Source organism: Pseudomonas sp. CFBP 13711 (genome assembly GCF_014842265.1).
Classification (GTDB): domain Bacteria; phylum Pseudomonadota; class Gammaproteobacteria; order Pseudomonadales; family Pseudomonadaceae; genus Aquipseudomonas.
The window spans coordinates 110,371-136,273 of sequence record NZ_JACYVI010000001.1 but is presented as its reverse complement, the minus strand read 5'-3'; the positions used below and the strand labels follow the sequence as shown (position 1 = coordinate 136,273).

At 59.9% G+C, this 25,903-nt stretch carries 26 protein-coding genes; 12 read left to right on the top strand and 14 right to left on the bottom strand.

Annotated features, from left to right (window positions below; genetic code table 11):
- Window positions 1-7: 7 nt before the first annotated feature.
- From lptC to IFT47_RS00600, 9 genes are all read left to right on the top strand, one after another.
- A complete protein-coding gene (gene lptC / locus IFT47_RS00640) occupies window positions 8-580 on the top strand; it encodes an LPS export ABC transporter periplasmic protein LptC (RefSeq protein ID WP_192171786.1) in 573 nt (190 codons plus the stop codon).
- Window positions 567-1,109, top strand: coding sequence for a lipopolysaccharide transport periplasmic protein LptA (lptA, locus tag IFT47_RS00635; RefSeq protein WP_037014791.1), 543 nt, complete (start codon window positions 567-569; stop codon window positions 1,107-1,109). Before lptC ends, lptA begins: the two co-directional genes overlap by 14 nt.
- The gene (gene lptB, locus IFT47_RS00630; RefSeq protein WP_074884367.1) at window positions 1,109-1,834 is read left to right on the top strand and encodes an LPS export ABC transporter ATP-binding protein; all 726 of its coding nucleotides are present in this window, start codon (window positions 1,109-1,111) and stop codon (window positions 1,832-1,834) included. Before lptA ends, lptB begins: the two co-directional genes overlap by 1 nt.
- Before the next feature lie 188 nt (window positions 1,835-2,022).
- Window positions 2,023-3,516, top strand: coding sequence for an RNA polymerase factor sigma-54 (locus IFT47_RS00625; RefSeq protein ID WP_192171787.1), 1,494 nt, complete (start codon window positions 2,023-2,025; stop codon window positions 3,514-3,516).
- A gap of 76 nt (window positions 3,517-3,592) precedes the next feature.
- Window positions 3,593-3,901, top strand: coding sequence for a ribosome hibernation-promoting factor, HPF/YfiA family (gene hpf, locus IFT47_RS00620; protein ID WP_037014798.1), 309 nt, complete (start codon window positions 3,593-3,595; stop codon window positions 3,899-3,901).
- A gap of 12 nt (window positions 3,902-3,913) precedes the next feature.
- Complete coding sequence (gene ptsN / locus IFT47_RS00615) at window positions 3,914-4,378, top strand: PTS IIA-like nitrogen regulatory protein PtsN (protein ID WP_192171788.1); 465 nt, start codon at window positions 3,914-3,916, stop codon at window positions 4,376-4,378.
- Window positions 4,379-4,380: 2 nt separating this feature from the next.
- Entirely contained in the window at window positions 4,381-5,238 is an 858-nt protein-coding gene (gene rapZ / locus IFT47_RS00610) for an RNase adapter RapZ (protein WP_192171789.1), read from the top strand.
- 16 nt (window positions 5,239-5,254) lie between these two features.
- Window positions 5,255-5,527 (top strand): HPr family phosphocarrier protein, encoded by a 273-nt coding sequence (locus IFT47_RS00605; protein WP_192171790.1) that lies wholly within the window; start codon window positions 5,255-5,257, stop codon window positions 5,525-5,527.
- 44 nt (window positions 5,528-5,571) lie between these two features.
- Window positions 5,572-7,101 carry a sensor domain-containing diguanylate cyclase gene (locus IFT47_RS00600; protein WP_407073216.1) on the top strand — a complete coding sequence of 510 codons (1,530 nt, stop codon included), beginning with the start codon at window positions 5,572-5,574 and terminating at the stop codon, window positions 7,099-7,101.
- Between the two features lie 42 nt (window positions 7,102-7,143).
- Here the strand turns inward: IFT47_RS00600 and IFT47_RS00595 are convergent, their stop codons facing one another.
- Complete coding sequence (locus IFT47_RS00595) at window positions 7,144-7,617, bottom strand: PA2169 family four-helix-bundle protein (RefSeq protein WP_192132711.1); 474 nt, start codon at window positions 7,615-7,617, stop codon at window positions 7,144-7,146.
- A 232-nt stretch (window positions 7,618-7,849) separates the two neighbouring features.
- On the opposite strand from IFT47_RS00595, the gene IFT47_RS00590 reads away from it, so the two are divergent.
- Both IFT47_RS00590 and IFT47_RS00585 read left to right on the top strand, forming a co-directional pair.
- Window positions 7,850-8,113, top strand: coding sequence for a DUF3820 family protein (locus tag IFT47_RS00590; protein ID WP_192171792.1), 264 nt, complete (start codon window positions 7,850-7,852; stop codon window positions 8,111-8,113).
- Window positions 8,114-8,141: 28 nt separating this feature from the next.
- A complete protein-coding gene (locus IFT47_RS00585; RefSeq protein ID WP_192171793.1) occupies window positions 8,142-9,347 on the top strand; it encodes an aminotransferase class V-fold PLP-dependent enzyme in 1,206 nt (401 codons plus the stop codon).
- Between the two features lie 348 nt (window positions 9,348-9,695).
- Here the strand turns inward: IFT47_RS00585 and IFT47_RS00580 are convergent, their stop codons facing one another.
- Genes IFT47_RS00580 through zwf form a run of 3 tightly spaced genes read right to left on the bottom strand, consistent with a single transcriptional unit; the run spans window position 9,696 to window position 12,563 of the window.
- The gene (locus IFT47_RS00580) at window positions 9,696-10,370 is read right to left on the bottom strand and encodes a bifunctional 4-hydroxy-2-oxoglutarate aldolase/2-dehydro-3-deoxy-phosphogluconate aldolase (RefSeq protein WP_122535897.1); all 675 of its coding nucleotides are present in this window, start codon (window positions 10,368-10,370) and stop codon (window positions 9,696-9,698) included.
- Between the two features lie 17 nt (window positions 10,371-10,387).
- Window positions 10,388-11,107, bottom strand: coding sequence for a 6-phosphogluconolactonase (pgl, locus tag IFT47_RS00575; protein WP_192171794.1), 720 nt, complete (start codon window positions 11,105-11,107; stop codon window positions 10,388-10,390).
- Entirely contained in the window at window positions 11,094-12,563 is a 1,470-nt protein-coding gene (gene zwf / locus IFT47_RS00570; protein ID WP_122535895.1) for a glucose-6-phosphate dehydrogenase, read from the bottom strand. Before zwf ends, pgl begins: the two co-directional genes overlap by 14 nt.
- Window positions 12,564-12,794: 231 nt before the next feature.
- On the opposite strand from zwf, the gene IFT47_RS00565 reads away from it, so the two are divergent.
- The gene (locus tag IFT47_RS00565) at window positions 12,795-13,664 is read left to right on the top strand and encodes a MurR/RpiR family transcriptional regulator (protein WP_065992054.1); all 870 of its coding nucleotides are present in this window, start codon (window positions 12,795-12,797) and stop codon (window positions 13,662-13,664) included.
- Window positions 13,665-13,703: 39 nt separating this feature from the next.
- Here IFT47_RS00565 and IFT47_RS00560 read toward each other — a convergent pair whose 3' ends face one another.
- From IFT47_RS00560 to edd, 10 genes are all read right to left on the bottom strand, one after another.
- The gene (locus tag IFT47_RS00560; protein ID WP_192171795.1) at window positions 13,704-14,579 is read right to left on the bottom strand and encodes an aldose epimerase family protein; all 876 of its coding nucleotides are present in this window, start codon (window positions 14,577-14,579) and stop codon (window positions 13,704-13,706) included.
- Window positions 14,580-14,747: 168 nt separating this feature from the next.
- On the bottom strand, window positions 14,748-16,103 hold the full coding sequence (locus IFT47_RS00555; protein ID WP_192171796.1) for a carbohydrate porin: 1,356 nt from the start codon (window positions 16,101-16,103) through the stop codon (window positions 14,748-14,750).
- A 137-nt stretch (window positions 16,104-16,240) separates the two neighbouring features.
- A complete protein-coding gene (locus tag IFT47_RS00550; protein ID WP_122535892.1) occupies window positions 16,241-17,401 on the bottom strand; it encodes an ABC transporter ATP-binding protein in 1,161 nt (386 codons plus the stop codon).
- Between the two features lie 2 nt (window positions 17,402-17,403).
- On the bottom strand, window positions 17,404-18,249 hold the full coding sequence (locus IFT47_RS00545) for a carbohydrate ABC transporter permease (protein WP_133772127.1): 846 nt from the start codon (window positions 18,247-18,249) through the stop codon (window positions 17,404-17,406).
- Window positions 18,242-19,150: a carbohydrate ABC transporter permease gene (locus IFT47_RS00540; protein WP_037014845.1), complete on the bottom strand. Its 909-nt coding sequence runs from the start codon at window positions 19,148-19,150 to the stop codon at window positions 18,242-18,244. The genes IFT47_RS00545 and IFT47_RS00540 overlap by 8 nt, the downstream gene beginning before the upstream one ends.
- 156 nt (window positions 19,151-19,306) lie before the next feature.
- Window positions 19,307-20,593 (bottom strand): ABC transporter substrate-binding protein, encoded by a 1,287-nt coding sequence (locus IFT47_RS00535; protein WP_192171797.1) that lies wholly within the window; start codon window positions 20,591-20,593, stop codon window positions 19,307-19,309.
- A gap of 138 nt (window positions 20,594-20,731) precedes the next feature.
- Window positions 20,732-22,192: an ATP-binding protein gene (locus tag IFT47_RS00530; RefSeq protein WP_192171798.1), complete on the bottom strand. Its 1,461-nt coding sequence runs from the start codon at window positions 22,190-22,192 to the stop codon at window positions 20,732-20,734.
- Window positions 22,193-22,198: 6 nt separating this feature from the next.
- Complete coding sequence (locus IFT47_RS00525; protein WP_122535887.1) at window positions 22,199-22,936, bottom strand: response regulator; 738 nt, start codon at window positions 22,934-22,936, stop codon at window positions 22,199-22,201.
- Between the two features lie 101 nt (window positions 22,937-23,037).
- On the bottom strand, window positions 23,038-24,012 hold the full coding sequence (locus IFT47_RS00520) for a glucokinase (RefSeq protein WP_192171799.1): 975 nt from the start codon (window positions 24,010-24,012) through the stop codon (window positions 23,038-23,040).
- Window positions 24,009-25,835, bottom strand: a complete 1,827-nt coding sequence (edd, locus tag IFT47_RS00515) for a phosphogluconate dehydratase (RefSeq protein WP_192171800.1) — start codon at window positions 25,833-25,835, stop codon at window positions 24,009-24,011. The genes IFT47_RS00520 and edd overlap by 4 nt, the downstream gene beginning before the upstream one ends.
- Window positions 25,836-25,903 lie beyond the last annotated feature (68 nt).

The window sequence follows — 25,903 nt, the reverse complement described above, 5'->3', positions numbered from 1 at the left end:
TGCATTTATGCTGAGCAAAAAGTTTCGAACGTTTCTGCTGTTCGGTGTGCTGGCCCTGCTGCTGGCAGCGGTCGGCTACTGGAACATCAGTCCGGAAAGCTTCCTCGACCAACCCAAGGCTGCCGTCGATGAAAGCGCTGTCGATTACTACGCGACCAACGCCCACAGCATTCAGTACCTGCCCGACGGGACCATGCAGTACGACATGACCGCGGACAAGGTAGAGCACTTGAAAGCCACCGACGTCACCCTGATGACCACGCCGGTGCTGCAGATGTATCGAGGTTCTACCTTCCCGTGGCACGTACAGAGCGTTCGCGCCGAAGTGTCGCCGGGGGGCGATCACGTCGAGCTGATCGACTCGGTGCGCATCAACCGCACCGACGAAAAAGACCGCACCACCATCATCACCAGCAGCCGCATGACTGTATTCCCGCAGAAGCAATATGCGGAGACTGCCCAACCCGTTAGAATCGACGGCCTTGGCGGTGTAACGACCGGCACGGGTATGAAAGCGTATCTGAAAGAAAGCAGGATGAACCTGCTATCCAACGTAAGAGGACAGTATGAGGCTCGTTAAAACCCTTCCTTTTTTGCTCGGCCTGGGCGCAGCACTGGGAAGCGCGAGCGCCTGGTCTCTGCCGACGGATCGCGATCAACCCATCCACATCCAGTCGGATGACGCGCAGCTGGACGACAAGCAAGGCATCGCCACCTACAAAGGCAATGTCATCATCACCCAGGGCACGATGAAGATCACCGGCAACACCGTGACCATCACCCGTACACCGCAAGGCGACGTGGACGTGTTCACGTCCGTGGGCAACCTGGCCTACTACGAGCAGAAGCCATCGGTGGACAAGCCGATCGTTCAGGCCTGGGGCGTCACTATCCAGTACTTCGCGGCCCAGAACCGCATCGTGCTGATCGACAAGGCCAAAGTGGTCAACGACGGCAACACGTCCGAAGGCGAGAAAATCGTCTATGACACCGTCAAGCAGGTCGTGAACGCCGGTCGTGCCAATGGCACCAAGGTCACCGCACCACGCCCTCGTATCGACATGGTCATCCAGCCGAAAAAGAAAACCGACCAGCAGAAGGCCCAGTAATGGCGACGCTGAAAGCCCAGCACCTGGCCAAGGCCTATAAAAGCCGCCAGGTCGTACGTGACGTCAGCCTGTCCATCGAGAGCGGCCAGATCGTCGGCCTGCTTGGCCCCAACGGCGCCGGCAAGACCACCTGTTTCTACATGATCGTCGGCCTGGTTCAAGCGGATCAGGGTCGCGTCCTGATCGACGACCAGGACGTCAGCCATCAGCCGATGCACGGCCGTGCACGCGCCGGTATTGGCTACCTGCCACAGGAAGCGTCGATCTTCCGCAAGCTCTCCGTCTCGGACAACATCATGGCGATCCTGGAGACCCGCAAGGAGCTCGATCGCGCTGCCCGCCGCAAGGAGCTGGAAAGCCTGCTGCAGGAATTTCACATCACCCACATTCGCGACAACCTGGGCATGAGCCTGTCGGGCGGTGAACGTCGCCGTGTGGAAATCGCACGCGCCCTCGCCACTTCGCCGAAATTCATTCTCCTCGACGAACCCTTCGCCGGTGTTGACCCTATTTCCGTAGGCGACATCAAGCAGATCATTCACCACCTCAAGGCCAAAGGGATCGGCGTGCTGATCACCGACCACAACGTGCGTGAGACGCTGGATATTTGCGAAACCGCTTACATCGTCAACGATGGACAGCTGATTGCCGAAGGCGACGCCGAATCCATCCTGGCCAACCAGTTGGTCAAGGAAGTGTATCTGGGTCACGAGTTCCGCCTGTAACCGCAGTGATGACATGAGGTTGTGCGGCTCCCGCAATGTGCGCCATCGCCAACCTCGTTTTTTAATTGTCATCACACTCTAGGCAAACCCTCCAGCTTCAGGCATATAATTTGCTTAAGTTGGCGCCCTCGGCGCCCTGCTAGTAAATGGCGCGCAGTGCGCCGGCGAATAAGGTGTTAAGCCCTGCCATGAAACCTTCGCTAGTCTTGAGAATGGGCCAGCAGCTGACGATGACACCTCAGCTGCAACAGGCAATCCGCTTGCTTCAGTTGTCGACGCTGGATCTCCAACAGGAGATTCAGGAAGCGCTGGAGTCGAACCCGATGCTGGAACGGCAGGAGGAAGGCGACGATTTCGACAACGCCGACCCCTTGGCGGATAACGTAGAGCAAAAGCCCAACGCTGATGTTCAGGAACCCACCTACCAGGAATCGGCGCCTACCGTCGACAATCTGGAGGACGGCGACTGGAACGAGCGCATTCCCAACGAGCTGCCCGTCGACACCGCGTGGGAAGACGTCTATCAGACCAGTGCCAGCAGCCTGCCCAGCAACGACGATGACGAGTGGGATTTCACCACCCGCACCTCCGTTGGCGAGAGCCTGCAAAGCCACCTGCTGTGGCAACTCAACCTGGCGCCAATGTCGGACACCGATCGCCTGATCGCCGTGACGCTGATCGACTGCATCAACAACCAGGGCTACCTCGACGAAACACTCGAAGAAATGCTCGACGCCTTCGATCCTGAGCTCGATATCGAGCTGGACGAAATCGAAGCCGTTCTGCACCGCATTCAGCAGTTCGAGCCTGCCGGCATCGGCGCTCGCAACCTGAGTGAATGCCTGCTGCTGCAGCTTCGCCAGCTGCCCGCCAAAACCAAGTGGCTGGCGGAAGCGCAGAAGCTGGTCAGTGACTACATCGATCTGCTCGGCAGCCGCGACTACGCGCAACTGATGCGCCGCATGAAGCTCAAGGAAGACGACCTGCGTCAGGTCATCGAACTGGTCCAGAGCCTCAATCCGCGCCCCGGCTCGCAGATCGAGTCCAGCGAAGCCGAATACGTCGTGCCTGACGTCATCGTGCGCAAGGACAACGAGCGCTGGCTGGTGGAGCTGAACCAGGAATCCGTGCCGCGCCTGCGGGTCAATCCGCAGTACGCAGGTTTTGTGCGTCGCGCCGATACCAGTGCCGACAACACGTTCATGCGCAATCAGCTGCAGGAAGCTCGCTGGTTCATCAAGAGTCTGCAGAGCCGCAACGAGACGCTGATGAAGGTGGCCACGCAAATCGTCGAACACCAGCGAGGCTTCCTCGAGTACGGTGACGAAGCCATGAAGCCCCTGGTTCTGCATGACATCGCGGAAGCGGTCGGCATGCACGAATCGACGATCTCCCGGGTGACCACGCAGAAGTTCATGCACACCCCGCGCGGGATCTACGAACTCAAATATTTCTTTTCCAGCCACGTCAGCACCTCCGAAGGCGGCGAATGCTCGTCCACGGCGATTCGCGCGATCATCAAAAAACTGGTCGCTGCGGAAAATCAGAAAAAGCCGTTGAGTGACAGCAAGATCGCTGGTTTACTGGAAGCACAAGGCATTCAAGTGGCCCGTCGCACAGTCGCCAAGTACCGCGAATCCCTTGGGATCTCGCCGTCCAGCGAACGCAAGCGACTGATGTAAAGGTCACACGTCAAAGCGTTCCAGTGGCAGGCATTACGCCTGCCTCTTAATGCACTGGCAACGAAGGAGAAGCTGTATGCAAGTCAACATCAGTGGACACCAGCTGGAAGTGACTGAACCTCTGCGTACCTACATCGGCGAGAAACTCGCCCGATTGGAACGCCACTTTGACAAGATCACGAATGTGCAGGTCACCATGGAGGTCGAGAAGCTCAAGCAGAAAATCGAAGCCACCTTGCACGTTCCTGGCGCTGAAGTGGTTGCCAACGCCGAACACGACGACATGTACGCAGCCATTGACCTGCTTGCCGACAAGCTTGACCGCCAACTCAAAAAACATAAGGAAAAACAGCAAAGTCTGCTGCAAGGCGCGACTGCTCGCTGACACTCCCCACCCATGATCCGACTTGAAAATATCCTGACCCCTGGCCGTTCACTCGTGAACGTGCCAGGCGGCAGCAAAAAAGCCGTACTCCAGAACATCGCCAAAATGATCGGCACGCAAGTGCCTGATCTGGATGAGCAGGTCGTGTTTGACAGCCTCATTGCCCGTGAAAAGCTCGGCTCTACCGGGTTCGGTAATGGCATCGCCATTCCCCACTGCCGCCTGAAGGGCTGCTCAACGCCTGTCAGCGCCGTACTGCATCTGGAAAAACCCATCGATTTCGACGCCATCGACGGCGCACCGGTTGACCTGCTGTTTGTGCTGCTGGTCCCGGAAGCGGCCACCGATGCTCACCTTGAATTGCTGCGCCAGATCGCCAGCATGCTCGACCGTGATGATGTGCGTAAGCGCCTGCGCGGTGCCAAAACCGACGAAGAGCTCTACAGCGTCGTGCTCGACGTCCAGAACGGTCACTGATCATGCGGATGATCATCGTCAGCGGCCGCTCCGGCTCCGGCAAGAGCACGGCCCTCGATGTCCTTGAAGACAGCGGTTTCTACTGCGTCGACAATCTGCCCGCCGGCCTGCTTCCAGAGCTGGCGGAGCGCGCGCTGATCAACACCGAACTGGCTGAGCCCCTGCTGGCGGTCTCGATCGACGCGCGCAATCTGCCCAGTCACCTGACGCGATTCCCGCGCATGCTCGCCGAAGTTCGGGCCCGGCACATCCAGTGCGACGTGCTGTTTCTCGACGCTGATGAAGCCACCCTGCTAAAGCGCTTTTCAGAGACCCGCCGTCGTCACCCGCTGAGCACGGCAACCCGCTCGCTGGCCGAAGCGATTCGTGACGAAAAAACCCTGCTCGGTCCGATCATCGACCTGGCTGATCTGACGGTCGACACCACGCACCTGAATCTCTACCAGCTGCGCGACATTCTCAAACTGCGCCTGCTGAACAAACCCGAACCGGGCACTGCCTTCCTCATCGAATCCTTCGGCTTCAAGCGCGGCATGCCCGTGGACGCCGATCTGGTGTTCGACGTGCGCTGCCTGCCGAACCCGTACTGGAAGCCCGAGCTGCGCGAGCAGTCCGGCCTCGACAAGCCGGTTGCCGATTACCTCGCGGCTCAACCGGACGTGGAAGAAATGTTCCAGGACATCTTTTCGTACCTCAATAAGTGGTTGCCGCGATTCGCCGCCAGCAACCGCGCCTACGTCACTATTGCCATTGGCTGCACCGGCGGGCACCACCGCTCCGTCTACCTGACCGAACGTCTGGGTCAGGTGCTGCAGCAATCGCTCAAGAATGTTCAGGTCCGCCACCGCGACCTAAGCTGAAAGGACCTCCATCGCGATGCCCGCTCTAGAAATCACCATCATCAACAAGCTGGGTCTGCACGCCCGGGCCGCCGCCAAATTCGTGGGCGTCGCCGGCAAGTACCCTTGCCAGATCAGGGTAGGTCGCACGCAGGAGACCATGGTCGACGGCAAAAGCATTATGGCCGTCATGATGCTCGCGGCCGGCAAGGGCACCCTGATTCACTTGGCCACCGAAGGTGAAGAAGCCGATGCCGCGCTGGCGGGACTGGTCGAACTGATCAATAACAAGTTCGACGAAGGCGAATAAGCCTTACCGCTGCCCGACGCGTCCATTACCGTCAGAGATGAGCGATGCCACTGACAGCCATGCCTCCATTAGCGCGAGGGGTCAGATCAAGGTCCGAGAAGATGCTGATGCTGGGGAGCACCCTGGCGGTGGCAGCCATCTTAGCCATCGTGACTTCGTTGCTGTTTCGGGAGCTGGGCACGGCCAACGAAGCCGCCGTGCGCTCCGCAAACAACGTGGTGCAGTTGATCGACGCAGATGTGCAGCGTAACGCCGAGCTGTACGACACCTCACTTCAGGGCCTGATCACTGCATGGCGACGACCCGACGTGATGACGATCTCGCCGGAGTTACGGCAACTGGTGCTCTTCGACCGGGCCACGGCGGCGCCCTTTAAGGGCGATGTGGTGCTGCTGGATGAAACCGGGCGCATCGTCGCCGACTCCACCTCGCTGACGCCTCGGCTGGACAACTTTTCCGACCGGCCGGGCTTTCAGAAACACCGGGACAGCGGTTCGCTGGCGCTGGTGGTCGACGGGCCCTTCCTGTCACGCTGGGGCTTCAAGGACCTGTGCATCAGTTTCAGTCGCCGCCTCCCCTCCGACAACGGCCAGTTCGTCGGCATTGCCAGTGCATCAATGCGCCTGTCGTACTTCGATCAACTGTTTCGCACCCTGGACATCGGCCCCACGAGCACCGTCAACCTGCTCAGCGCGGATGGCGTGATGCTGGCCCGGCAACCCGATGACAACAACCGGACCTTCATCGGCCAGAACTTCAGCATGCGGCCCAACTTCAAACGCATTCTGAGAGAGGTAAACGGCAGCTTTGCGGCGGTGTCCGAGCTCGACGGCGCACAGCGGCTTTACACCTTCTCACGGGTTGGAGACTTGCCGTTGATCGTCGTGGTCGCTCAATCGCGGGACGATGTCTACGCCGTGTGGAAACGCAACGCGTTGCTGGTGGCGGGCGCCACAGGTTTGCTGTGCATCGGGATTCTCTGGCTGTCGTGGCTATTGGGCCGCCAGCTGCGCCTGCGCCAGAACGCCGAACGCGAGCTGGCCGCGCTGGCGTCAACGGACGGGCTGACCGGTCTGGCCAATCGGCGCAGGCTGGACCAAGTGCTCAAGCAGGAGTGGGCTCGCGGGATGCGTTCGGGAAGGCCCCTGGCGTTGCTGATGATCGACGTGGACCACTTCAAGGCGTTCAATGATCGGCACGGGCATCATGGCGGCGACGTCGCCTTGCGCAGCGTTGCCCAGACACTGGCCGCCAGTATCCGCAGGCCCGGTGACCTGGCCGCGCGTTACGGCGGTGAGGAATTCATGGTGGTGCTTCCGGAAACCGACAAGGCAGGTGCCTGTGTCATTGCAGACAAGCTGCGCCTGGCGATTGAAGCGCTGCCGGCGTTCGCTGACGACACAGCGCCCATCACTGTCAGCATTGGTGTCACCACGCACCTGCCGGTGAGCCATGACGTGCCCGAGCTGCTGTTTCAGGCCGCGGACCGGGCCCTGTACCGCGCCAAGAAAAATGGCAGGAATCGCGTGGAATTCGAACCTTACGTCGCGCCCTCCACCGAACTGCAGGCATAAAAAAACGCCAGACTGGCTGGCGTTTTTTCGAGCGGCTACAAATTACTTGTTGGCAGCACGAACGGTATCACGCAGGGCTTTGACCTTGTCGTGGTTCGCTTGCACGCCCTGCAGCTGACGCTGGATCAGGGTAGTGACGTTGACTGGGAGGTTCTTCTCAGTCGCTTCCTGTGCGGCCTTTTTGTAAGCCTTCAGCGCGTGATCTTCACCGCTTTCGACTTCATTCAGGACTGCTTCGTCGTTCTTGCCACTCAAAGCGCTTTTCAGGTTGACCCAAAGACGGTGTGCGCCGCCAGCAATGCTGGAGGAGTCTTCTGGATCGCCGCCCAGTGCACGCACTTCAGCTTGCAGCTCGGCAACGGAAGTCTTGCAGCCAGAAGAACGGGAAAGCAGGTAAGCCTTGATTTCCGGGTTCTTGGCGTCTTCAGCAGCAGTGTGAAAACCTTTCTCACCGTCAATGCTGGTTTCGATCAAGTCATTCAGAATAGAGATGGCTTCTTTGTTGATATCCGACATTTTGCGGTTCCTTTCTGGCAGGTTTATCAAAGGTCTGGTTAACGAAACACTCGATAGAGGGGATATTGCACTCTGCATGCCAGCTTTAGCCGATAAATAATATCTATATTTTTCAATTACTTAGCAATATCAAGCGACAGTTGCGCCGCGCTTTCTGCATGATCTGTGTGTATGAGCAATTGCAGAATGCACGTATCGTTCAAGTTCACTCGAACGGATAAACGGTTATTGAATGAATCCAGAGAAATTGAAGTTGTTAGTCACACGCGAAATGCCGTTCGGCAAGTATCAGGGAAGGTTGCTGGCAGACTTGCCAGGTGATTACCTGAACTGGTTCGCCCGACAAGGTTTTCCGGCTGGAGAGTTGGGCAGCCTGTTGGCCCTGATGCATGAAATCGATCACAACGGCCTCTCGGCATTGCTGGACCCGCTGCGCACGCGGCCCCGCGAGCCGCTGCGCCAGGGCCCGCCGAAAGCCCCCATACGCTTCAACTAAACGCCCATAGATAAAAGCGAGCCGCTTGATGAACAGCACTGCATACGCAATAACGGAATTGGCGGATGAACAGGCTCGGGACGAAGCGTTCTGGCAGCAGGTTGCGGCGCAGTACGACGTCGAGCCCGGGCCGGTCAATTTCGAATACGGCTATTTCGGCCGTATGACCCGCGCAGCACTCAAGGATTACGAGCAGAACCTCGCTTACGTCAATCGCAGCAACTCGGTCTACGTGCGGCAGAAGTTCGATACCGAGGACAGCGAGACCATTCGCGCTGACTTGGCCGATCTGCTGAACGTGCCGGCCCGCGAAGTGGCCATCACCCGCTCCGCGTCCGAGTCGGTGCAAGCGCTGATTCGCAACTACAACGGCCTACTGGCAGGCGACCAGGTGCTGGTCAGCGACCTGGATTACAACAGCGTGCAGACCGGCATGCGTTGGCTGGCGAAGAATCGCGGCGTGGAGGTCATTGAGGTCACTCACCAACACCCCGCCAGCCATGACGGGCTGCTGCAGACTTACCGCGACGCCTTTGCCGCACACCCGCGCCTCAAGCTGGTGGCGCTGACCTACGTCACCCATCGCACGGGTCTGGTGATGCCGGTGAAAGCGATCGCCGAGCTGGCCAAGGCCCACGGCATCGAAGTCATTCTGGATGGCGCCCACGCGCTAGGCCTGCTGGATTTCGAACTGGCTGACCTTGGCGTGTCGTTCGCCGGATTCAACCTGCAGAAATGGATTGGCGCGCCGCTGAGCCTGGGCTTCATTTATGTGAAGCAGGAACGCCTGAGCGCCATCGACCCCGACATGGCAGACGAGCGCTACAGTGAGGACGATATCCTCGGTCGCGTACCTTACGGGACGCCGAACATTCCGGCCTTGATGACCCTGCCAAAAGTCTTCGCCTACCATCGCGCCATGGGCGGCGCACCCGCTAAAGGCGCACGTTTGGCCTATCTGCGAGACCTGTGGGTCACTCAGGCGCGGACCATCGAAGGCATCGACGTGCTAACGCCGGACGACCCTCGGCTCTATTGCGGCATCACGTCATTCCGCTTCAGCCGTCACGCAGATCAGGAGCTCATGGTCAAGCGCCTGCTGGATGAGCACGGTATTTTTGCGGTCACGCGGGAAGGCTCGGCCTGCGGGACGTGCATCCGCATTACGCCGGGATTCACCACATCGGCAAGGGATGTCGAGCAGTTGGTGGCAGCACTTCGTGCGCTGGCATAGGGTCTGCTCCCGAGTGGCCGCGCCGGGATCAAAACCTTCGGTGAGTCCGTAGAAAAAAAGACGGCGCCTTCATGACGAAGGCGCCGTAAATCCATCGAGAAACGAACTACAAAGGAGCGGCAAAGATAAGCGCTCCTGCCGCTGCCTGTGCGGTACATATGTATTACGTATGAAAGGCGCAAAAAAAAACGGCGTTCCCGACCAAGGAACACCGTAAAAAAGCCATGCAACAACGACTTCTGCAGCAACGCCCCGAAAGGGCGCCATAAACGGATCATGCTCAGCAGTTAACCAGCCTCCACTTGAACGGAAGCTGTCGAAAGCGGAGCCTGACCGGCAAATTCAGACTCAGTCGAACAACGCGATGGCTTCGGCCGTGGCGTCGGTAATCCGCTGCCAGTCGCCGTTTTTCACCCACGCGTTATCGATCATCCAGGTGCCGCCGACGCACATCACGTTAGGCAGCGCCATGTAGCTTTTCAGGTTGGCCGCACTGACGCCGCCGGTTGGGCAGAAGCGCACTTCCGGGAATGGACCGCCCAGTGCCTTGATTGCACCGACACCGCCACTGATTTCCGCCGGGAACAGCTTGAAGCGGCGATAGCCCAGCGCGTAACCGATCATGATTTCCGAAGCGCTGCTGATGCCTGGCAGCAGCGGCAATTCGCTCAGCGCGGCGGCTTCCAGCAGATCCTGCGTGCTGCCGGGGGTGACGATGAACTGTGAACCCGCCTCCTCGGCCGCCTTGAGCATATGACGGTCAAGGATGGTGCCGGCGCCGACGCTCAGCTCTGGACGCGCATCACGCAGCATGCGAATGGCTTTGAGCCCGAACTCGGAACGCAGGGTTATTTCCAGCGCATTCAGGCCGCCAGCGGCCAGTGCATCGGCCAGCGGCAGGACATCCTGTTCGCGGGCAATGGTAATGACCGGCAGAATCTTCGCTTTCGCGCAGAGTGCGTCGATCTGGGCAATCTTGCTCGCCATGCTATTCAACGGCTGTTTCACTTGGGTATTTTCCATGGCGGCTGATCCTTTGCTTATGGGCACCAGTAGATCTCTAGAGACGGGTTGAGGAACGCGCGCACCGGCATTTCGGCAAGGTCATCGCCTGCCAGTGCAGCGCGCAATGTGTCGAGTTTGGCTTGACCGGAGACGGACAGGATGGTGGTCGCTGCCGACGCCAGGACCGGACGCGTCAGGGTCAGGCGCTGATGGGGGACGGTCGGTGCGAGCATGGGCAGGCAACGACGGTCGCTGTTGAGGTCCAGCGCTTCTTTCAGGTGCGGGCTGTTGGGGAACAGCGACGCGGTATGCCCGTCATCGCCCATCCCCAGAATCAGCACATCAATCTTCGGCAGCGCCTTGAGCGCCTCGTCAGTCGCCGCTGCAGCTTCATCCACCGTCGTGGTCGGACGATAGAGGCTGAAGAATTCCGCTTCCGCCGCTGGCCCCTGAAGCAGGAAACGCTTGAGCAGGCCTTCGTTGCTGTCGGCGTGTTCGACGGGCACCCAGCGCTCGTCGGCCAGACTGACGCAGACTTTCGACCACTCGAGTGGCTTCTGCGCCAGCGCCTTGAAAAACGCCACCGGGCTTTTGCCGCCGGACACCACCAACGTGGCCGTACCGTGCGGGTTGCTGGAAATCGCAGCCGTCAGACGCTCGGCCACGTGATCGGCCAGCGCGTTCGCCAGGACTTCGGGGTTATCGAATTCGTGGGCCTTCAGGCCCGCCGGAAATTCAAGTTCACATATCGCCATACCAGGACCTCCCGTCACGCGTAATCAAAGCAATGGAGCTCATCGGCCCCCAGGAACCAGCGGGGTAAGGCTTGGGCGCATCGCCCGCCTTTTTCCAGCCAGCGATCAACTGGTCGCACCATTGCCAGGCGTATTCGATTTCGTCTTTGCGGACAAACAGGTTCTGATTGCCACGCATGACTTCCAGCAACAACCGCTCGTACGCGTCCGGAACGCGGGCGCTGCGATAGGCATCGGAGAAACTCAGTTGCAAAGGATTGCTGCGCAGCTGCATGCCTTTGTCCAGGCCCTGATCCTTGGTCATCACTTGCAGCGAGATGCCCTCATCGGGCTGCAAGCGGATGATCAGGCGGTTGCTGATCTGCAAGCGCTGCTCAGGGGCGAAGATGTAATGTGGCGGCTCTTTGAAGTGGATCACGATCTGCGACAGCTTCTGCGGCATGCGCTTGCCGGTACGCAGATAGAACGGCACGCCCGACCAGCGCCAGTTACGGATATCGGCACGAATGGCGACGAAGGTTTCCGTGTCGCTCTGGGTGTTGGAGTTTTCCTCCTCCAGATAACCCGGCACCGGCTTGCCCTCGCTGTAGCCGGCGATGTACTGACCACGCACCACTTGGGTGGCCAGACGCTCCGGCGTGAAAGGCGCCAGTGCCTTGAGCACTTTCACCTTCTCGTCACGAATACTGTCGGCGGACAGGTCGCTGGGCGGGTCCATTGCGATCAGGCACAGCAGCTGCAACAGGTGGTTCTGGATCATGTCACGCAGTTGACCGGCCTGGTCGAAATAGCCCCAGCGCCCTTCGATGCCGACCTTCTCCGCCACGGTGATTTCAACGTGGGAGATATGGTTCTGGTTCCACTGCGTCTCGAACAGGCTGTTGGCAAACCGCAGGGCAATGAGGTTCTGCACCGTGTCCTTGCCCAGATAGTGGTCGATCCGGTAAATGCGGGTTTCAGGCAGGAACTTGGCGACGGCATCGTTGACGCGACGGGACGACGCGAGGTCGTGGCCGATGGGCTTTTCCAGCACGGCGCGGGTGCGATCGGTCAGGCCCACCAGCGCGAGGTTTTCGCAGATGGCGCCATAGACCGACGCCGGTGTCGCGAAGTAGGCAATCATGGTCGGCGCGTCGCCCACGGCTTCGGCAAGCGCGACGTAGTCCTCGCCCTTGAGGAAGTCCACATGCAGGTAACTCAGGCGGGCCTGAAAACGCTCCACGTGTTCGGTCTCAAGCTGCGCCTCGGGGACAAAGCGACGCAGGCTTTTATCAATGTAGGCCAGGTGCTCCTCAGGAGTCCCCGGCTCACGGGCCAACGCAATAATTCGGGTCTCGGCATGCAGCAGTCCAGCTCGATCAAGCTGGTACAACGCAGGAAACAGTTTGCGTACCGCCAGGTCACCCAAGGCACCAAACAACGCAAAAGTGCACGGTTCAACCGTAATCGAGAGCATAATGTTGGTTCTTTTATCAAGTTAAGCTACAAATACCTTTTTTAAAGGCGTTACTCAAGGCCGAATGTAGTAATAACCACAACATTCCCACCTTAACCACATTAGAGTGGTGATCACCACAGGCCCTCAGTACGATAGGCCACCTTTGCGACAGGCTAAAGGCCGAAATTCCCTCACTGCAAATAAAGGCCTGTCGACCGGCCTGTCGCCGTTTCATCAGAAGGACAAACAATGGACCGCGTACGCAATCTTCTGGAGCAGATCCAGAGTCGTCTGGAAGAGCTGAACAAGGCCGAGCGCAAGGTCGCCGAGGCGATTCTGAGCAATCCGCAGCAGGCCACCCGGTTCAGCATCGCTGCGCTGGCCCAGGCCGCGAAGGTCAGTGAACCGACGGTCAACCGTTTCTGCCGCTCGTTCGATGTCAGCGGCTATCCCGAGCTGAAGCTGCAACTGGCCCAGAGCCTGGCCAGCGGCGCCGCCTACGTCAGCCGTGCCGTGGAAGCCGATGACAACCCGGAAGCCTACACCCGCAAGATCTTCGGCAGCGCCATCGCGTCCCTCGACAGCGTGTGCCAGGTGCTTGACCCCAACCTGATCAGCAAAGCGGTCGACCTGCTGATTCAGGCGCGGCAGATTCACTTCTTCGGCCTCGGGGCTTCGGCGCCGGTGGCATTGGACGCGCAGCATAAATTCTTTCGTTTCAATCTCGCCGTCACGGCCCACGCCGACGTGCTGGTGCAGCGCATGCTGGCGTCGGTGGCCCACACTGGCGAGCTGTTTGTGATCATTTCCTACACCGGGCGCACCCGCGAGCTGGTCGAAGTGGCACGCATTGCCCGGGAGAACGGCGCGTCGGTGCTGGGCCTGACCGCTGCCGACTCGCCGCTGGCGAAGGCCAGCACGTTGAGCCTGAACATTCCGCTGCCGGAAGACACCGACATCTATATGCCCATGACGTCCAGGATCGTCCAGCTGACAGTGCTGGATGTGCTGGCGACCGGCATGACCCTGCGTCGGGGCGTCGACTTCCAGCCGCACCTGCGCAAGATCAAGGAAAGCCTGAACGCGAGCCGGTACCCGGCGGACGATGAGCTGAATTAAGGGAACGCCTCATTTGCAGGCGATCCCCCGCTCCCACACTCAATGAACCAGGCTTGCCTGCAGGCGTAAGCTGGCGTGCTGCCTGGGCGCCAGGCTCAAGCAATCATCCACACCCGACGCCGCCTCGACGCGCAAGAAACCCATCGCTTCATCGCCGCCCACACCGAGCAAGGGTCGGCTGCCGGGGTGCCAGACGACGGTGCTGTCGCTGTCGCCGGTGTCGATGCTCAACCGCCGCTGCCAGGCGTCGTCTTGTAGTTCCAGCAGCCCTGCATGCTCGAACACCCGCTGACAACTGCCATGAACCCGAAGCTCGCCCCGCTGCTCGCAAGCGCTGCGGCTGAGTTCGTCGTAACCTTGCGCACCGTCGAGCCCCTGCAACGCGACGTCCGCCACATCACTGATGCGCCAGTAGGCGTGCAAGCCATGGCCGAAGTGACAAGGCTCGCTGTCGTCGTGACGCGTCTCAAGGCGCAGGTCCATTGAATGCCCGAGCTCGGCATAAAGATCGGCCTGCCAGTCCCACAGCTTGAGTTGCCAGCGCAATGTGACGCCCGCCTCATGCTCATGGCTTTCGACCAGTTTCCAGTCGAGGAGTCGGCCCCAGCCATTGGCCGGCCAACCGCTCTCCCCCGGATGACGTCCGACCCAGGGCCAACTGACCGGCACGCCACCGCGGATCGCGCCGACCAGGGGCCAGTGCGCGGCACACCACAGCCAGGGCTTCTGCCCGGCAGGTTCAAAATGCAACAGCTGAGCGCCCTGCCGACTGAACACGGCCTGACACTGCGCATGATTGATCACCAGCACATCACGCTGTTGGTAGCGTTCCCACTGAAAGGTCGGTTGCGGTCGCACCGCGGTGAAGAAACGCTGAAGAGGGTGCTCGGTTGAGCCGGGGTCCCTGAAGGGCATCGTTGTCGCACTCCAGATGGCGGTCACTCGTCACGCGAGAAAAAATGCCCCGAACGCGGAGCCATTGCTACGGAATAAATAGCGCGAAAAAAAACGGGCAGCTTGGCTGCCCGTAAAGCACACACGACCCTTGATCGTTTGTGGAGCGCGGAGGAGCGTCCGCTTAACTTAGAACTTCGATTGAATCTTGATACCGGCAACCAGTGCGTTCTGAACGTCGTCCACACCGCCCGGGCTCTTCACGTACTGCAGGTTAGGACGCACGGTCAGCCAGTCGGTTACGTGCACGCCGTAGTAGATTTCCGAGTTGTATTCGGTCTTCTGGATCGGCAGGTAGCCTGGGTTGTCGTAGTCTTCGATGCCGTTGACGGCGTTGACCAGACGACGGTTGTCCTGGGCATCATCGTTCACGTGGATACGCGCGACGCCGATACCGATGTCATCCTTCGGACGTGCATCGAACGGGCCTTTGTAGACGAAGCCGACCTGCTGGTAGTTGTCGACGAAGTTGGTGGCTTTGTCATGCACCGTCGCGTTGGCGAAAATGCTCAGACCACGGGATGCGTCGCCGTTGTGCGCGGTCAGCTGTTGCTGAGCCACGACCCACCAGCCGTGCTTGTCTTTGTGGGACTTGAAGTCACCGCCGGCGATTGCCTGTGGCTGACCGTTTTCGTTCTCGTAGAGATCGTCGGCGCTCGGGTTACTCACGTAGTAGCCCAGACGGTATTCGCCTGGCAGAGAGTTGACGTTTGGCGACCACACCACTTCAACCGGTACGACGGTGCCTTTGGAGCCGCTGCCGCTGAGTTTGAAGCTGTTGCCGGTTTCGAGGTACGAAGGGTTCTGCTCGTAGACGCCGATCTGGGCGAACAACTCAGGCGTGATGTTGTACTTCACGCGGGCAGCCCACTGGCTGACAGGCCAGTTGTACCAGGTGTTGACGTAGTTACCGACTTGCGAGCCGCAGAACGAAAGGTTCTGGAAGTCGCAAGGGAAGCTGTTGAAGTCTTCGCCTTCACCGAAACGACCAACCTTGATGTCCAGCTTACCGTCGAAGTACTTCTGCTTGACCCACATCTGGGTCAGACGCCAGGTCTGGCCACGGCCCCAGACTTCCTGGGAGGAGCTGAGCGTGCCGGCACGCGGATCGCCGATACGGTCGTTGGAAATGTTGTTGCCACTACGCTCGGTGATCGCGAGCTTGAACTCTGCGTCGTGCCAGCCGAGGATTTTTTGCAGGTCCATTTGTACGCCGAACGCAAACTGGTCGCTGTAGCGGCCGGTTCTGTCGTCGTTATAACCACCGTTGAGGTTGGAGGCGGCTTCGCCTACGTACTCGATCGGGAAGTCGTAACCCTTGTCGTACAGCTCTTGACGCAGCCCACCCCAATCACCAGTCATGTGCTCGCTGGCTTTGAAAGGCTCCATTGCAGACGCCGTTCCGGAAATCGTCAACGCGCTCAGGACAGACAACCCACCGATCAGCTGAAACTGGTTAAGCGACTTGTTACGTACCTTTTTCATCCCTTGGATCCTCGTTTTATTGTTATTAGCTTTTGAACAGCGTTGTAACCACGTACATCGTGTGCATGACGGGTTTTGTACGGCAGACATCCACCCGTCACAGGTGCTCGTTTGTGCAGTGCTCCTGCACATCGGGATCAGTTGCGGTTGAGCCGCGTGACATTCCCCATGTTCTCCACCGACTGACTCGGTGCCAGGACGCCAAGGCGCTCGCCGGTTTTGGCGTCGAACAGCAGAACCTTCGCCGGATCGAACTGCAACGTCAAGGTCTCGCCCACAGCGGGTGCAATATCCGGCGCCAGACGGCAGCAGACCTTGCTCTCGTTGAGGGTAACGAATACCAGCGTATCCGGGCCAGTCGGCTCGGTCACCTGGACTTCGGCGCGAATGGTCGGCAGACCGGCAGCATCACCGGACGCTAGCACGATTTGCTCAGGACGCAGGCCCAGAATCACCTCACGGTCCTCAAGACCGGCGTCGTTCATGCTCATCGGCAGCTCGCAACGGGCCTGACCGCTGTCGAGCAGCGCGACGAGGCGACCGTCCTTGCGTTGCAGACGCAGCGGGATGAAGTTCATCGGCGGCGAGCCGATGAAGCTGGCCACGAACAGGTTGGCCGGATCGTTGTAGATCTGCTTTGGCGTGCCGAACTGCTGAATGATGCCGTCCTTCATGACCGCCACTTTGTCGCCCAGTGTCATCGCTTCGATCTGGTCGTGGGTCACGTAGACCGTGGTGGTCTTCAGGCGCTGGTGCATCAGCTTCATTTCGGTACGCATCTCGACGCGCAGCTTGGCATCGAGGTTCGAAAGCGGCTCGTCGAACAGGTAAATCTTCGGCCGACGGGCCAGCGCCCGGCCCATGGCCACGCGCTGTTGCTGACCACCGGACAATTGCCCCGGCTTGCGGTTGAGCAGGTGTTCGATCTGCAGCAGCTTGGCGACCCGCGCCACTTCGGCGTCGATGTCGGCCTGATTCATCTTGCGAATCTTCAGCCCGAACTCGATGTTCTCGCGCACGCTCATGGTCGGGTACAGCGCGTAGGACTGGAAGACCATCGCGATGTCGCGATCCTTCGGGCTCATGCCGCTGACGTCCTGATCACCGATCATGATCGCGCCGCCGGTAATGTTTTCCAGCCCGGCGATGCAGTTCATCAGGGTCGACTTACCGCAGCCCGAAGGGCCGACCAGAATCAGGAACTCGCCTTCTTTGATGGAGAGTTCGATGTTCTTCAGGGTGTCCGGCAAACCGGCCCCGTAAGTCTTGTTTACATTGCGTAGTTCAAGCGTTGCCATGATTACCCCTTGACTGCGCCGGCCGTGAGCCCGCGCACGAAATACTTGCCTGCGACCACGTAGACCAACAGGGTGGGCAGACCGGCGATCATCGCCGCCGCCATATCAACGTTGTATTCCTTGACGCCTGTGCTGGTGTTCACCAGGTTGTTCAGCGCGACCGTGATCGGCTGCGAATCACCGCTGGAGAACACCACGCCGAACAGGAAGTCGTTCCAGATCTGGGTGAACTGCCAGATCAGGCAGACCATGATGATCGGCGTCGACATCGGCAGAATGATCCGACGGAAGATGGTGAAGAAGCCGGCGCCATCCAGACGTGCCGCTTTCACCAGTGCGTCCGGAATACTGACGTAGTAGTTGCGGAAGAACAGCGTGGTGAACGCCAGACCGTAAACGACGTGGACGAACACGAGACCTGTGGTGGTGCTCGCCAGGCCCATTTTGCCCAGTGTGAAAGACGCCGGCAGCAGGACGGTCTGGAACGGCAGGAAGCAACCGAACAGCAGCAGGCCGAAGAACAACTGCGAACCGCGGAAGCGCCACATCGACAGCACGTAGCCGTTCAGCGCACCAATGGTGGTGGAGATCAGCACCGCCGGAACGGTGATCAGGAACGAGTTCCAGAAGTAGCCCTTCACCGTCGCCCAGGCTTTGATCCAGCCGATGGCCGTCACTTCGGTCGGCCAGCTGAGCAGGTTGCCGCTGCCGATGTCTTCCGGTGACTTGAAGCTGGTCAGCAGCATCACCACCAGCGGCACCAGATAAATGAATACCGCAACGATCAGCACCGCATAGATGGCGACGCGGCTCAGGCTGAGGGCGGGCTTGTTGGCGAGACTAGTCATTGCGCTTGGCCCTCAGCTCGGAATACAGATAAGGCACGAGGATGGCGAGAATCGCGCCGAGCATCAGAATCGCGCTGGCGGAACCCATGCCCATCTGGCCACGGCTGAAGGTGAACGAGTACATGAACATCGCGGGCAAGTCGGACGAGTAGCCCGGGCCACCGGCCGTCATGGCCGCGACCAGGTCGAAGCTCTTGATGGCGATGTGCGCCAGAATCATGACCGCACTGAAGAACACCGGACGCAGGCTTGGCAGCACGACCTTCCAGTAGATCTTCGGCATGCTCGCGCCGTCGATCTGCGCAGCACGGATGATCGACTGATCAACGCCACGAAGGCCGGCCAGGAACATCGCCATGATGAAGCCCGACGCCTGCCATACCGCAGCGATCACCAGACAGTAAACGACGCGGTCCGGATCGATCAGCCAGTCCAGGCGAAAGCCTTCCCAGCCCCAGTCACGCAGCAGTTTGTCCAGACCCATGCCCGGGTTGAGCAGCCATTTCCAGGCCGTACCGGTGACGATCATCGACAGCGCCATCGGGTACAGATAAATGGTGCGGATAAAGCCTTCGCGGCGGATGCGCTGGTCCAGAAAGACCGCCAGCAGCACGCCGACCACCATGCTGATGCCGATGAACATGCCACCGAACACCGCGAGGTTTTTACTGGCTACCCACCAGCGATCGTTGTCGAACAACCGCGCGTATTGCGCCAGACCCACGAATTTGTAGGTCGGCAGGAAAGTCGAGTTGGTGAACGACAGAACGAACGTCCACAGGATATAGCCGTAGAAGCCCACCAATACGATGAACATGCTGGGCGCCAGCACCAGTTTGGGTAGCCAGCGCTGCAGTGCATCGAACGGCGAGGCTTTGCTGAACACAGCAACAGAACTCATGGTGAAATCCAGTACAGAAGAATGAAGAGTGCAAACACGCCGCCTTCTGCAGGAGTGGGCTTGATCGCGATGCGGCGTGTCAGTGCCGTCTGAATTGGCTGACATGACGCCATCGCGAGCAAGCTCACTCCTACATGGAGCAAGCGGTGTTACGGCTTACTTGGCAGACTTGATCGCAGCGCCCAGCTTCTTCGCCGCGTCGGCCGGATCGGCTTTCGGGTCGTTGATGAAGTTGGTCACGACGTCAAAGAACGCGCCCTGCACGGCCAGTGTGGTGGCCATGTTGTGCGCCATGCTTGGTTGCAGGCCGCCGGTTTTGGCGTCAGCCAGGAAATCCTTGGCAGCGGTCTGGGCGCACGAGTCGAAACCGTACTTGCCCATGTCAGCCAGCATGTCGTTGCGAACCGGGATCGAGCCCTTGTTGATGCTGAAGACTTTCTGGAAGTTTTCACCCAACACGACCTTGGCGATGTCCTGCTGACCGGCAGCAGTGCCCGCGTCTTTCTGCTTGAACACAGCCAGGGAGTCGATGTTGTAGGTGAACGCCTTGTCGGTGCCCGGGAACGCTACGCACTCGTAGTCCTTGCCGGCGACTTTCTTGGCAGCGGTCCATTCACTCTTGGCCCAGTCACCCATGATCTGCATGCCGGCCTTGCCGTTGATGACTTTGGCGGCTTCCAGGTTCCAGTCCTGGCCTTTGCCGTCGGCATCCATGTAGGTGGCGACTTTCTTCAGCTCGGTGAGCGACTTGACCATTTCAGGGCCGGTCAGCGCAGCGTTGTCGAGGTCGACCAGTGCCTTTTTGTAACCATCAGCGCCCATGACAGAGAGAACGACGGCTTCAAAAACAGTGCTGTCCTGCCAAGGCTGGCCACCGTGGGCCAGAGGGATGAAGCCTGCCGCTTTGAGCTTGTCGCCCGCTGCGTAGAATTCTTCGAGGGTGGTAGGGGCTTTTTCGATACCGGCTTTCTTGAAGACTTCCGGGTTGATCCACAGCCAGTTGACGCGGTGGATGTTCACCGGCACGGCGACGTAGTCACCGTCGTACTTCACGGTGTCGGAGACTTTCTTGTCCAGCAGGCTGTCCCACTTCTCCTCTTTGGAGACGTTTTTAAGCACGTCGGTATCAAGCAGGCCGGTAGAGGCCCATTCCTGGATGTCCGGGCCTTTGATCTGGGCAACGCCAGGCGGGTTGCCAGCAACGGCGCGGCTCTTGAGCACGGTCATTGCGGTTGCACCGCCGCCGCCTGCGACGGCGCCGTCTTTCCAGGTGAAACCGTCTTTTTCAACTTGCGCGCGGAGCACATCGGCAGCGGCTTTTTCGCCACCGGACGTCCACCAGTGCACAACTTCGACAGTGCCTTTGGCATCAGCCGCCATGGCGCTCAGAGGGAACAACGAGGCGAGGGAAATAAGTGCAGCGAGACGGGAAATCGAATTCATATCTGACCTTTCTTGTTGTTATGCATGAGCAAGTCGTGGCGCTTGCGCTGCGTGGATTCTAACTAAGGGGTTAGAGCAGACGGTAACGAAGGGATGCGCAAATGTCACAGGGCTGTGACATTGAGGAAAGGGACCGGATTACTCCACACCTCGCGGCAGATAGAGCGTGACCCGCAACCCGCCCTCGCGCATGTTCTGCAGCGTCACTTCGCCGCCGTGGCTGTGGGCAATATTGCGGGCGATTCCGAGCCCTAACCCATAGCCCTGCTGGTGTTTGCCGGCCAGCCGGAAGTGCGGTTCGAAGACTTGTTCCATTCGCTGTTCAGGCACGCCCGGGCCTTCATCTTCGACGTGAAGAATGAACTCGTCGGCGTCGTCTTCAACGAACAGGTGCGCACGGTCGCCGTATTTGATGGCGTTATCGATCAGGTTGCCCATGCACCGGCGCAGCGCCAGGGGCTTGCCGTAGTACATCGACATCGCGTTGCCGTGCAACGTGACACGGCCTGCACCGTCAGCGGAGAGATAGGGCTCGATCAGGCAATCCAGCGCGTGATTGAGGTCGACCGGCTCGATGTTCTCGTGAATGTCGGTGTCCTTCACGCACTGCAACGCGCCTTTGACCAGCAACTCCAGCTCATCCAGATCACGGGTGAATTTGGCCTGCATCTGTTCGTCTTCGAGCAGCTCGACGCGCAGCCGCAAGCGAGTGATCGGGGTGCGCAGGTCGTGGGAAATCGCGCTGAAGAGCTGGCCGCGTTCGGTCAGGTAACGGCTGATGCGATCGCGCATGGTGTTGAACGCGCGGGTCACTTCCACCACTTCACTGCCGCCCCCCTCCACCACCGGCTCGACGTCAGCGCCCAACGACAGATCCCGCGCGGCATGGGCCAGACGCTTGAGCGGGCCGCTCTGCCAGTGCACCAGCAGACCGATGAAGACCAAAAGAAAAATACTGGTCAGCGCGATGAACCAGACTTGCTGCGAGGGCAGGCCTTCCGCTTCGAGCATGGTGTAAGGCTCAGGCAGCAGCGAGGCGATGTACAGCCATTCGCCGGGCGACAGCTCGATTTGCGTGACCAGCACGGGCGGATTGACCGGCTCAAGGGTCAGCGCGTAATGGGCCCACGAGCGCGGAAGTTCGTCGAGTCTGAGACCGCTGTTGAAAATGCGCAGGTCTTCGGGACGCACGAAGCGGACGAGGAGGTCGGGATCAGCGCCGAGGTTTTGCCGCAGCACCTGACCGACCACATCGATGACCGCCGTCTTGCGCACGGTGGGCTCAAGCACCTGCATTTCCAGCGGCCGATCGTTGAGCGACACAAAGAAACGCGTGCCGCCCATGCTGCGCAATTGATCGAGCACCAGCGGCCGAAACGCAACGGGGAGCGAGCGGAAGTAACTCACACTCGCCGCCATGGAAAAACCCAGACTGCGGGCGCTGGTGACCAGGCCTTCCATCTGCGTGGCGCGCAGTTGCGAAAGCCAGATCAGGCTGGACAGGGTTTGCGCCAGCAACACGGCGAGCAAGGTCAGCAGCAGCATGCGTCCGAGCAGCGAACGCGGCACCGGCAAGCGGCGTTTCCTGTCGGTCACCATTGAGTATCAGTAACCGTTGCCGGCTTGGGGGAGCACATTGGCTGCCAGCAGATAACCACTGCCTCGCACGGTGCGGATCAAACGCGGAGCCTTGCCAGTGTCACGCAAACGCTGACGCAGGCGGCTGACCGCCATGTCGACGATGCGCTCCAGCGGCATCAGCTCACGGCCACGGGTGGCGTTGCCGATGGTGTCGCGATCGAGAATCTGTTGGGGGTTGTCGAGAAACAGTTTAAGCAGCGCGAAATCAGCGCCGGACAAAATCACTTCTTCACCGTCGTTGTGAAATAGCCGATGACTGACCATGTCCAGCCGCCATTCATCGAACACCAGCACTTCACCGCCGCTGCGTTCCTGGCCGAACTGGGCACGGCGCAACAGGGCTTTGATCCGGGCCTGAAGCTCACGGGGGCTGAAGGGTTTGGCCATGTAGTCATCGGCGCCGAGTTCCAGCCCGATGACACGGTCGGCCTCGTCGGAGCTGGCGGTGAGCATGATGATGGGAATATGCGGTTGACGCGGATGCTGCCTGACCCAACGACACAGGCTGAAGCCATCTTCGTCGGGGAGCATGACGTCGAGAATCAGCAGGTCGCTGGCCTCTTCGTTGAACGCCTGGCGAAACTCGGCCCCATCGCCGACCGTGCGCACCTGAAAACCGGATCGGCTCAGGTAGGCTTGCAGCAACTCGCAAATCTCCTGGTCATCGTCGACCACCAGAATCGATTTACTGACAGCGTTCACATGGTCGTCCTTGTGAGCAATGGATTGTTGTTATAGGTGGAGCAGTTGCGAGCTTCAAGCTTTAAGCCGCAAGCCAGCCATGCGCGGCATTGACTTGCAGCTTATAGCTTGCCGCTAGCGCTCGCCGCGAACTGATCCAGCGCCACGCCTGCGCCCATCAGGCCGGGGTACTCGGCCGTGACCAGCCAGACCGGCACGTCATTGAAGTAATCCTTCATCAGTCCCTTCTCGGCGAACGCCTTGTTGAAGCCGCTCTGCATGAAGAAATCAACGAACCGCGGGATCACGCCACCGGCAATATACACGCCGCCGCGTCCGCCGACAGTCAGTACGTTGTTGCCCGCCACCCGGCCGAGGAATACACAGAACTGCTCGAGCACCGCGCTGGCGACCGGATCGCCCTTGAGTGCCGCCGAGGTAATGGCCGCAGGGGATTTGAGTTCAGGCTCGATCTCGTCCAACCCGCAGCTGACTTGATACAGCAGCAACAGCCCGGCGCCACTCAGAATCGTCTCGGCGCTGACATGCTCGTGGGTCGCCATCAACCGCATCCACAGCAGGGCTTCGCGAGGCGTGCCGATGGGCAGATCAACGTGACCGCCCTCCCCCGGCACCGCAGTCCATCGCGCTTCGCCGCTGCGGATCAGCGTGCCGACGCCAAGGCCGGTGCCTGGCCCGATCACCACCCGCGCACCACGAGGATCGCCCTTGCCATGACGCACGGTCAGGTACTCGTCGTCCTTCAGGCGGGTCATGCCCAGCGCCATGGCGGTGAAGTCGTTGACCAGGATCAGGTGGTCGATCTTCAGCTCGGCGCAGAATGCCTGCCGATTGATCTTCCAGTGGCTGTTGGTGAAGTGGAAATCATCGCCGGTCACCGGCCCGGCCACGGCCAGACAAATGGAGGTGACATCACCGCGCTGCAATTCCAGGTCCTGCAAATAGACCATCAGGGCCTTTTCAGGACTGGCGTAATCGACCGTCGCGAATACGCGAATCGAATGCAACTGGTCGTCTTCCCAAATGGCAAACCGCGCATTTGTGCCGCCGATATCACCCACCATCGCCAATGTCACTTGAGCGTCTCCAGATTCGAAGTAAAGGCGCTGGCGCCCTTCTCTGCCGAGCTGAAGGCCATGCGCATGAAGCCGAACAATTCGCGCCCGCTGCCCACGTTATGGGACAAGCGACCGATGGCCGGCTCTCTGGCGGCCAATTCTGCCGGTTCGACCAGAACTTGCAACGTTCCTTTCACGCCATCGACACGAATGAGATCCCCATCACGTACCAACGCCAGCGGTCCGCCGTCGGAGGCTTCCGGGCAAACGTGAATCGCCGCCGGGATTTTCCCGGACGCGCCGGACATGCGCCCGTCAGTAATCAGCGCTACTTTGAACCCACGGTCCTGCAGCACGCCCAGGAACGGCGTCATCTTGTGCAGCTCCGGCATGCCGTTGGAGCGCGGCCCCTGGAAGCGCATCACCGCCACGAAATCGCACTCCAGTTCGCCCGCCTTGAAGGCGTCGGCGAGGTCCTGCTGGTCTTCGAATACTTTGGCGGGCGCTTCGACGATCTGATGCTCCAGCGCAACGGCAGAGACCTTCATCACGCCACGGCCCAAGTTGCCTTCCATCACCCGCAGGCCGCCCTCGGCCGAGAACGGACGGGCAATCGGGCGCAGGACGTTTTCGTCGAGGCTTTCGATCGGGCCATCGCGCCACACCAGTGTGCCTTCTTCCAGGAACGGCTCCTGGGTGTAGCGACGTAGACCACGGCCCATAACCGTGTTGACGTCTTCGTGCATCAGGCCCGCGTCGAGCAGCTCGCGGATCAGGAACGACATGCCGCCGGCAGCCTGGAAGTGGTTGATGTCGGCTTTGCCATTCGGGTAGACGTGGGAAAGGGTCGGCACGACTTCCGACAGATCGGCCATGTCCTGCCAGGTCAGCTGAATGCCCGCGCACTGGGCAATCGCCGGCATGTGCAGCGTGTGGTTGGTGGAACCGCCCGTCGCGTGCAGGGCAACAATCGAGTTGACCAGCGAACGTTCGTCCACAATCTCTCCGAGAGGGATGAAGTCGCCGCTTTGTTTGGTCAGACGCGTGACCTGGAACGCCGCCTCGCGTGTCAGGGCATCGCGTAGCGGTGTGTAGGGATTGACGAAAGAGGCACCCGGAAGATGCAGACCCATGACTTCCATGAGCAACTGGTTGGTGTTCGCCGTGCCGTAGAACGTGCAGGTGCCCGGGCCGTGGTAGGACTTCATTTCCGAGTCCAGCAGCTCTTCGCGGGTTGCCTTGCCTTCGGCGTAGCGCTGACGCACGTCGGCTTTCTCTTTGTTGGAGATGCCCGAGACCATCGGCCCGCCCGGTACAAAAATCGTCGGCAGATGACCGAAACGCAGCGAGCCCATCAGCAAGCCCGGAACGATCTTGTCGCAGATGCCCAGCATCAGCGCGCCGTCGAACATGTTGTGGGACAACGCCACCGCCGTTGCCATCGCAATGACTTCTCGGCTGGCGATACTCAATTCCATGCCCGGCTCGCCCTGGGTGACACCGTCACACATGGCCGGAACGCCACCGGCAAACTGTCCCACCGAGCCGATTTCGCGCAGCGCTTTTTTGATCTGTTCGGGGAAGTGTTCGTACGGCTGATGCGCCGAGAGCATGTCGTTGTAGGAAGAGACGATGGCAATGTTGGCCGCATTCATCATGCGCAGGCTGTTCTTGTCTTCGGGACCACATGCCGCGACGCCGTGGGCGAAGTTGGCACATTGCAACTTGCCGCGCATCGGCCCGTCGCTCGCCGCACCCCGGATCAATTGCAGGTAGCGTTGACGGGTTTCACGGCTGCGAGCAATCAGCCGTTCGGTTACCTCAAGGACGCGGGGATGCATGTCATGGACTCCAGGCTAGCGATGTGGTCACTCGTTCAGGCGCTTTCACCAGGCTGCGATCAAATCCG

Excerpts from the sequence above, each read along its gene's own strand:
- IFT47_RS00595 (WP_192132711.1), bottom strand. The coding sequence starts at position 7,617 with ATGTCGGATATCAACAAAGAAGCCATCTCTATTCTGAATGACTTGATC.
- IFT47_RS00545 (WP_133772127.1), bottom strand. The coding sequence starts at position 18,249 with ATGACTAGTCTCGCCAACAAGCCCGCCCTCAGCCTGAGCCGCGTCGCC.
- IFT47_RS00550 (WP_122535892.1), bottom strand. The coding sequence starts at position 17,401 with ATGGCAACGCTTGAACTACGCAATGTAAACAAGACTTACGGGGCCGGT.
- IFT47_RS00580 (WP_122535897.1), bottom strand. The coding sequence starts at position 10,370 with ATGGAAAATACCCAAGTGAAACAGCCGTTGAATAGCATGGCGAGCAAG.
- lptB (WP_074884367.1), top strand. The coding sequence starts at position 1,109 with ATGGCGACGCTGAAAGCCCAGCACCTGGCCAAGGCCTATAAAAGCCGC.
- hpf (WP_037014798.1), top strand. The coding sequence starts at position 3,593 with ATGCAAGTCAACATCAGTGGACACCAGCTGGAAGTGACTGAACCTCTG.
- IFT47_RS00605 (WP_192171790.1), top strand. The coding sequence starts at position 5,255 with ATGCCCGCTCTAGAAATCACCATCATCAACAAGCTGGGTCTGCACGCC.
- pgl (WP_192171794.1), bottom strand. The coding sequence starts at position 11,107 with ATGGCGATATGTGAACTTGAATTTCCGGCGGGCCTGAAGGCCCACGAA.
- IFT47_RS00590 (WP_192171792.1), top strand. The coding sequence starts at position 7,850 with ATGAATCCAGAGAAATTGAAGTTGTTAGTCACACGCGAAATGCCGTTC.
- IFT47_RS00625 (WP_192171787.1), top strand. The coding sequence starts at position 2,023 with ATGAAACCTTCGCTAGTCTTGAGAATGGGCCAGCAGCTGACGATGACA.
- IFT47_RS00585 (WP_192171793.1), top strand. The coding sequence starts at position 8,142 with ATGAACAGCACTGCATACGCAATAACGGAATTGGCGGATGAACAGGCT.
- lptC (WP_192171786.1), top strand. The coding sequence starts at position 8 with ATGCTGAGCAAAAAGTTTCGAACGTTTCTGCTGTTCGGTGTGCTGGCC.
- IFT47_RS00530 (WP_192171798.1), bottom strand. The coding sequence starts at position 22,192 with ATGGTGACCGACAGGAAACGCCGCTTGCCGGTGCCGCGTTCGCTGCTC.
- IFT47_RS00535 (WP_192171797.1), bottom strand. The coding sequence starts at position 20,593 with ATGAATTCGATTTCCCGTCTCGCTGCACTTATTTCCCTCGCCTCGTTG.
- lptA (WP_037014791.1), top strand. The coding sequence starts at position 567 with ATGAGGCTCGTTAAAACCCTTCCTTTTTTGCTCGGCCTGGGCGCAGCA.
- IFT47_RS00555 (WP_192171796.1), bottom strand. The coding sequence starts at position 16,103 with ATGAAAAAGGTACGTAACAAGTCGCTTAACCAGTTTCAGCTGATCGGT.
- edd (WP_192171800.1), bottom strand. The coding sequence starts at position 25,835 with ATGCATCCCCGCGTCCTTGAGGTAACCGAACGGCTGATTGCTCGCAGC.
- rapZ (WP_192171789.1), top strand. The coding sequence starts at position 4,381 with ATGCGGATGATCATCGTCAGCGGCCGCTCCGGCTCCGGCAAGAGCACG.
- IFT47_RS00565 (WP_065992054.1), top strand. The coding sequence starts at position 12,795 with ATGGACCGCGTACGCAATCTTCTGGAGCAGATCCAGAGTCGTCTGGAA.
- zwf (WP_122535895.1), bottom strand. The coding sequence starts at position 12,563 with ATGCTCTCGATTACGGTTGAACCGTGCACTTTTGCGTTGTTTGGTGCC.
- IFT47_RS00540 (WP_037014845.1), bottom strand. The coding sequence starts at position 19,150 with ATGAGTTCTGTTGCTGTGTTCAGCAAAGCCTCGCCGTTCGATGCACTG.
- IFT47_RS00560 (WP_192171795.1), bottom strand. The coding sequence starts at position 14,579 with ATGCCCTTCAGGGACCCCGGCTCAACCGAGCACCCTCTTCAGCGTTTC.
- IFT47_RS00600 (WP_407073216.1), top strand. The coding sequence starts at position 5,572 with ATGCCACTGACAGCCATGCCTCCATTAGCGCGAGGGGTCAGATCAAGG.
- ptsN (WP_192171788.1), top strand. The coding sequence starts at position 3,914 with ATGATCCGACTTGAAAATATCCTGACCCCTGGCCGTTCACTCGTGAAC.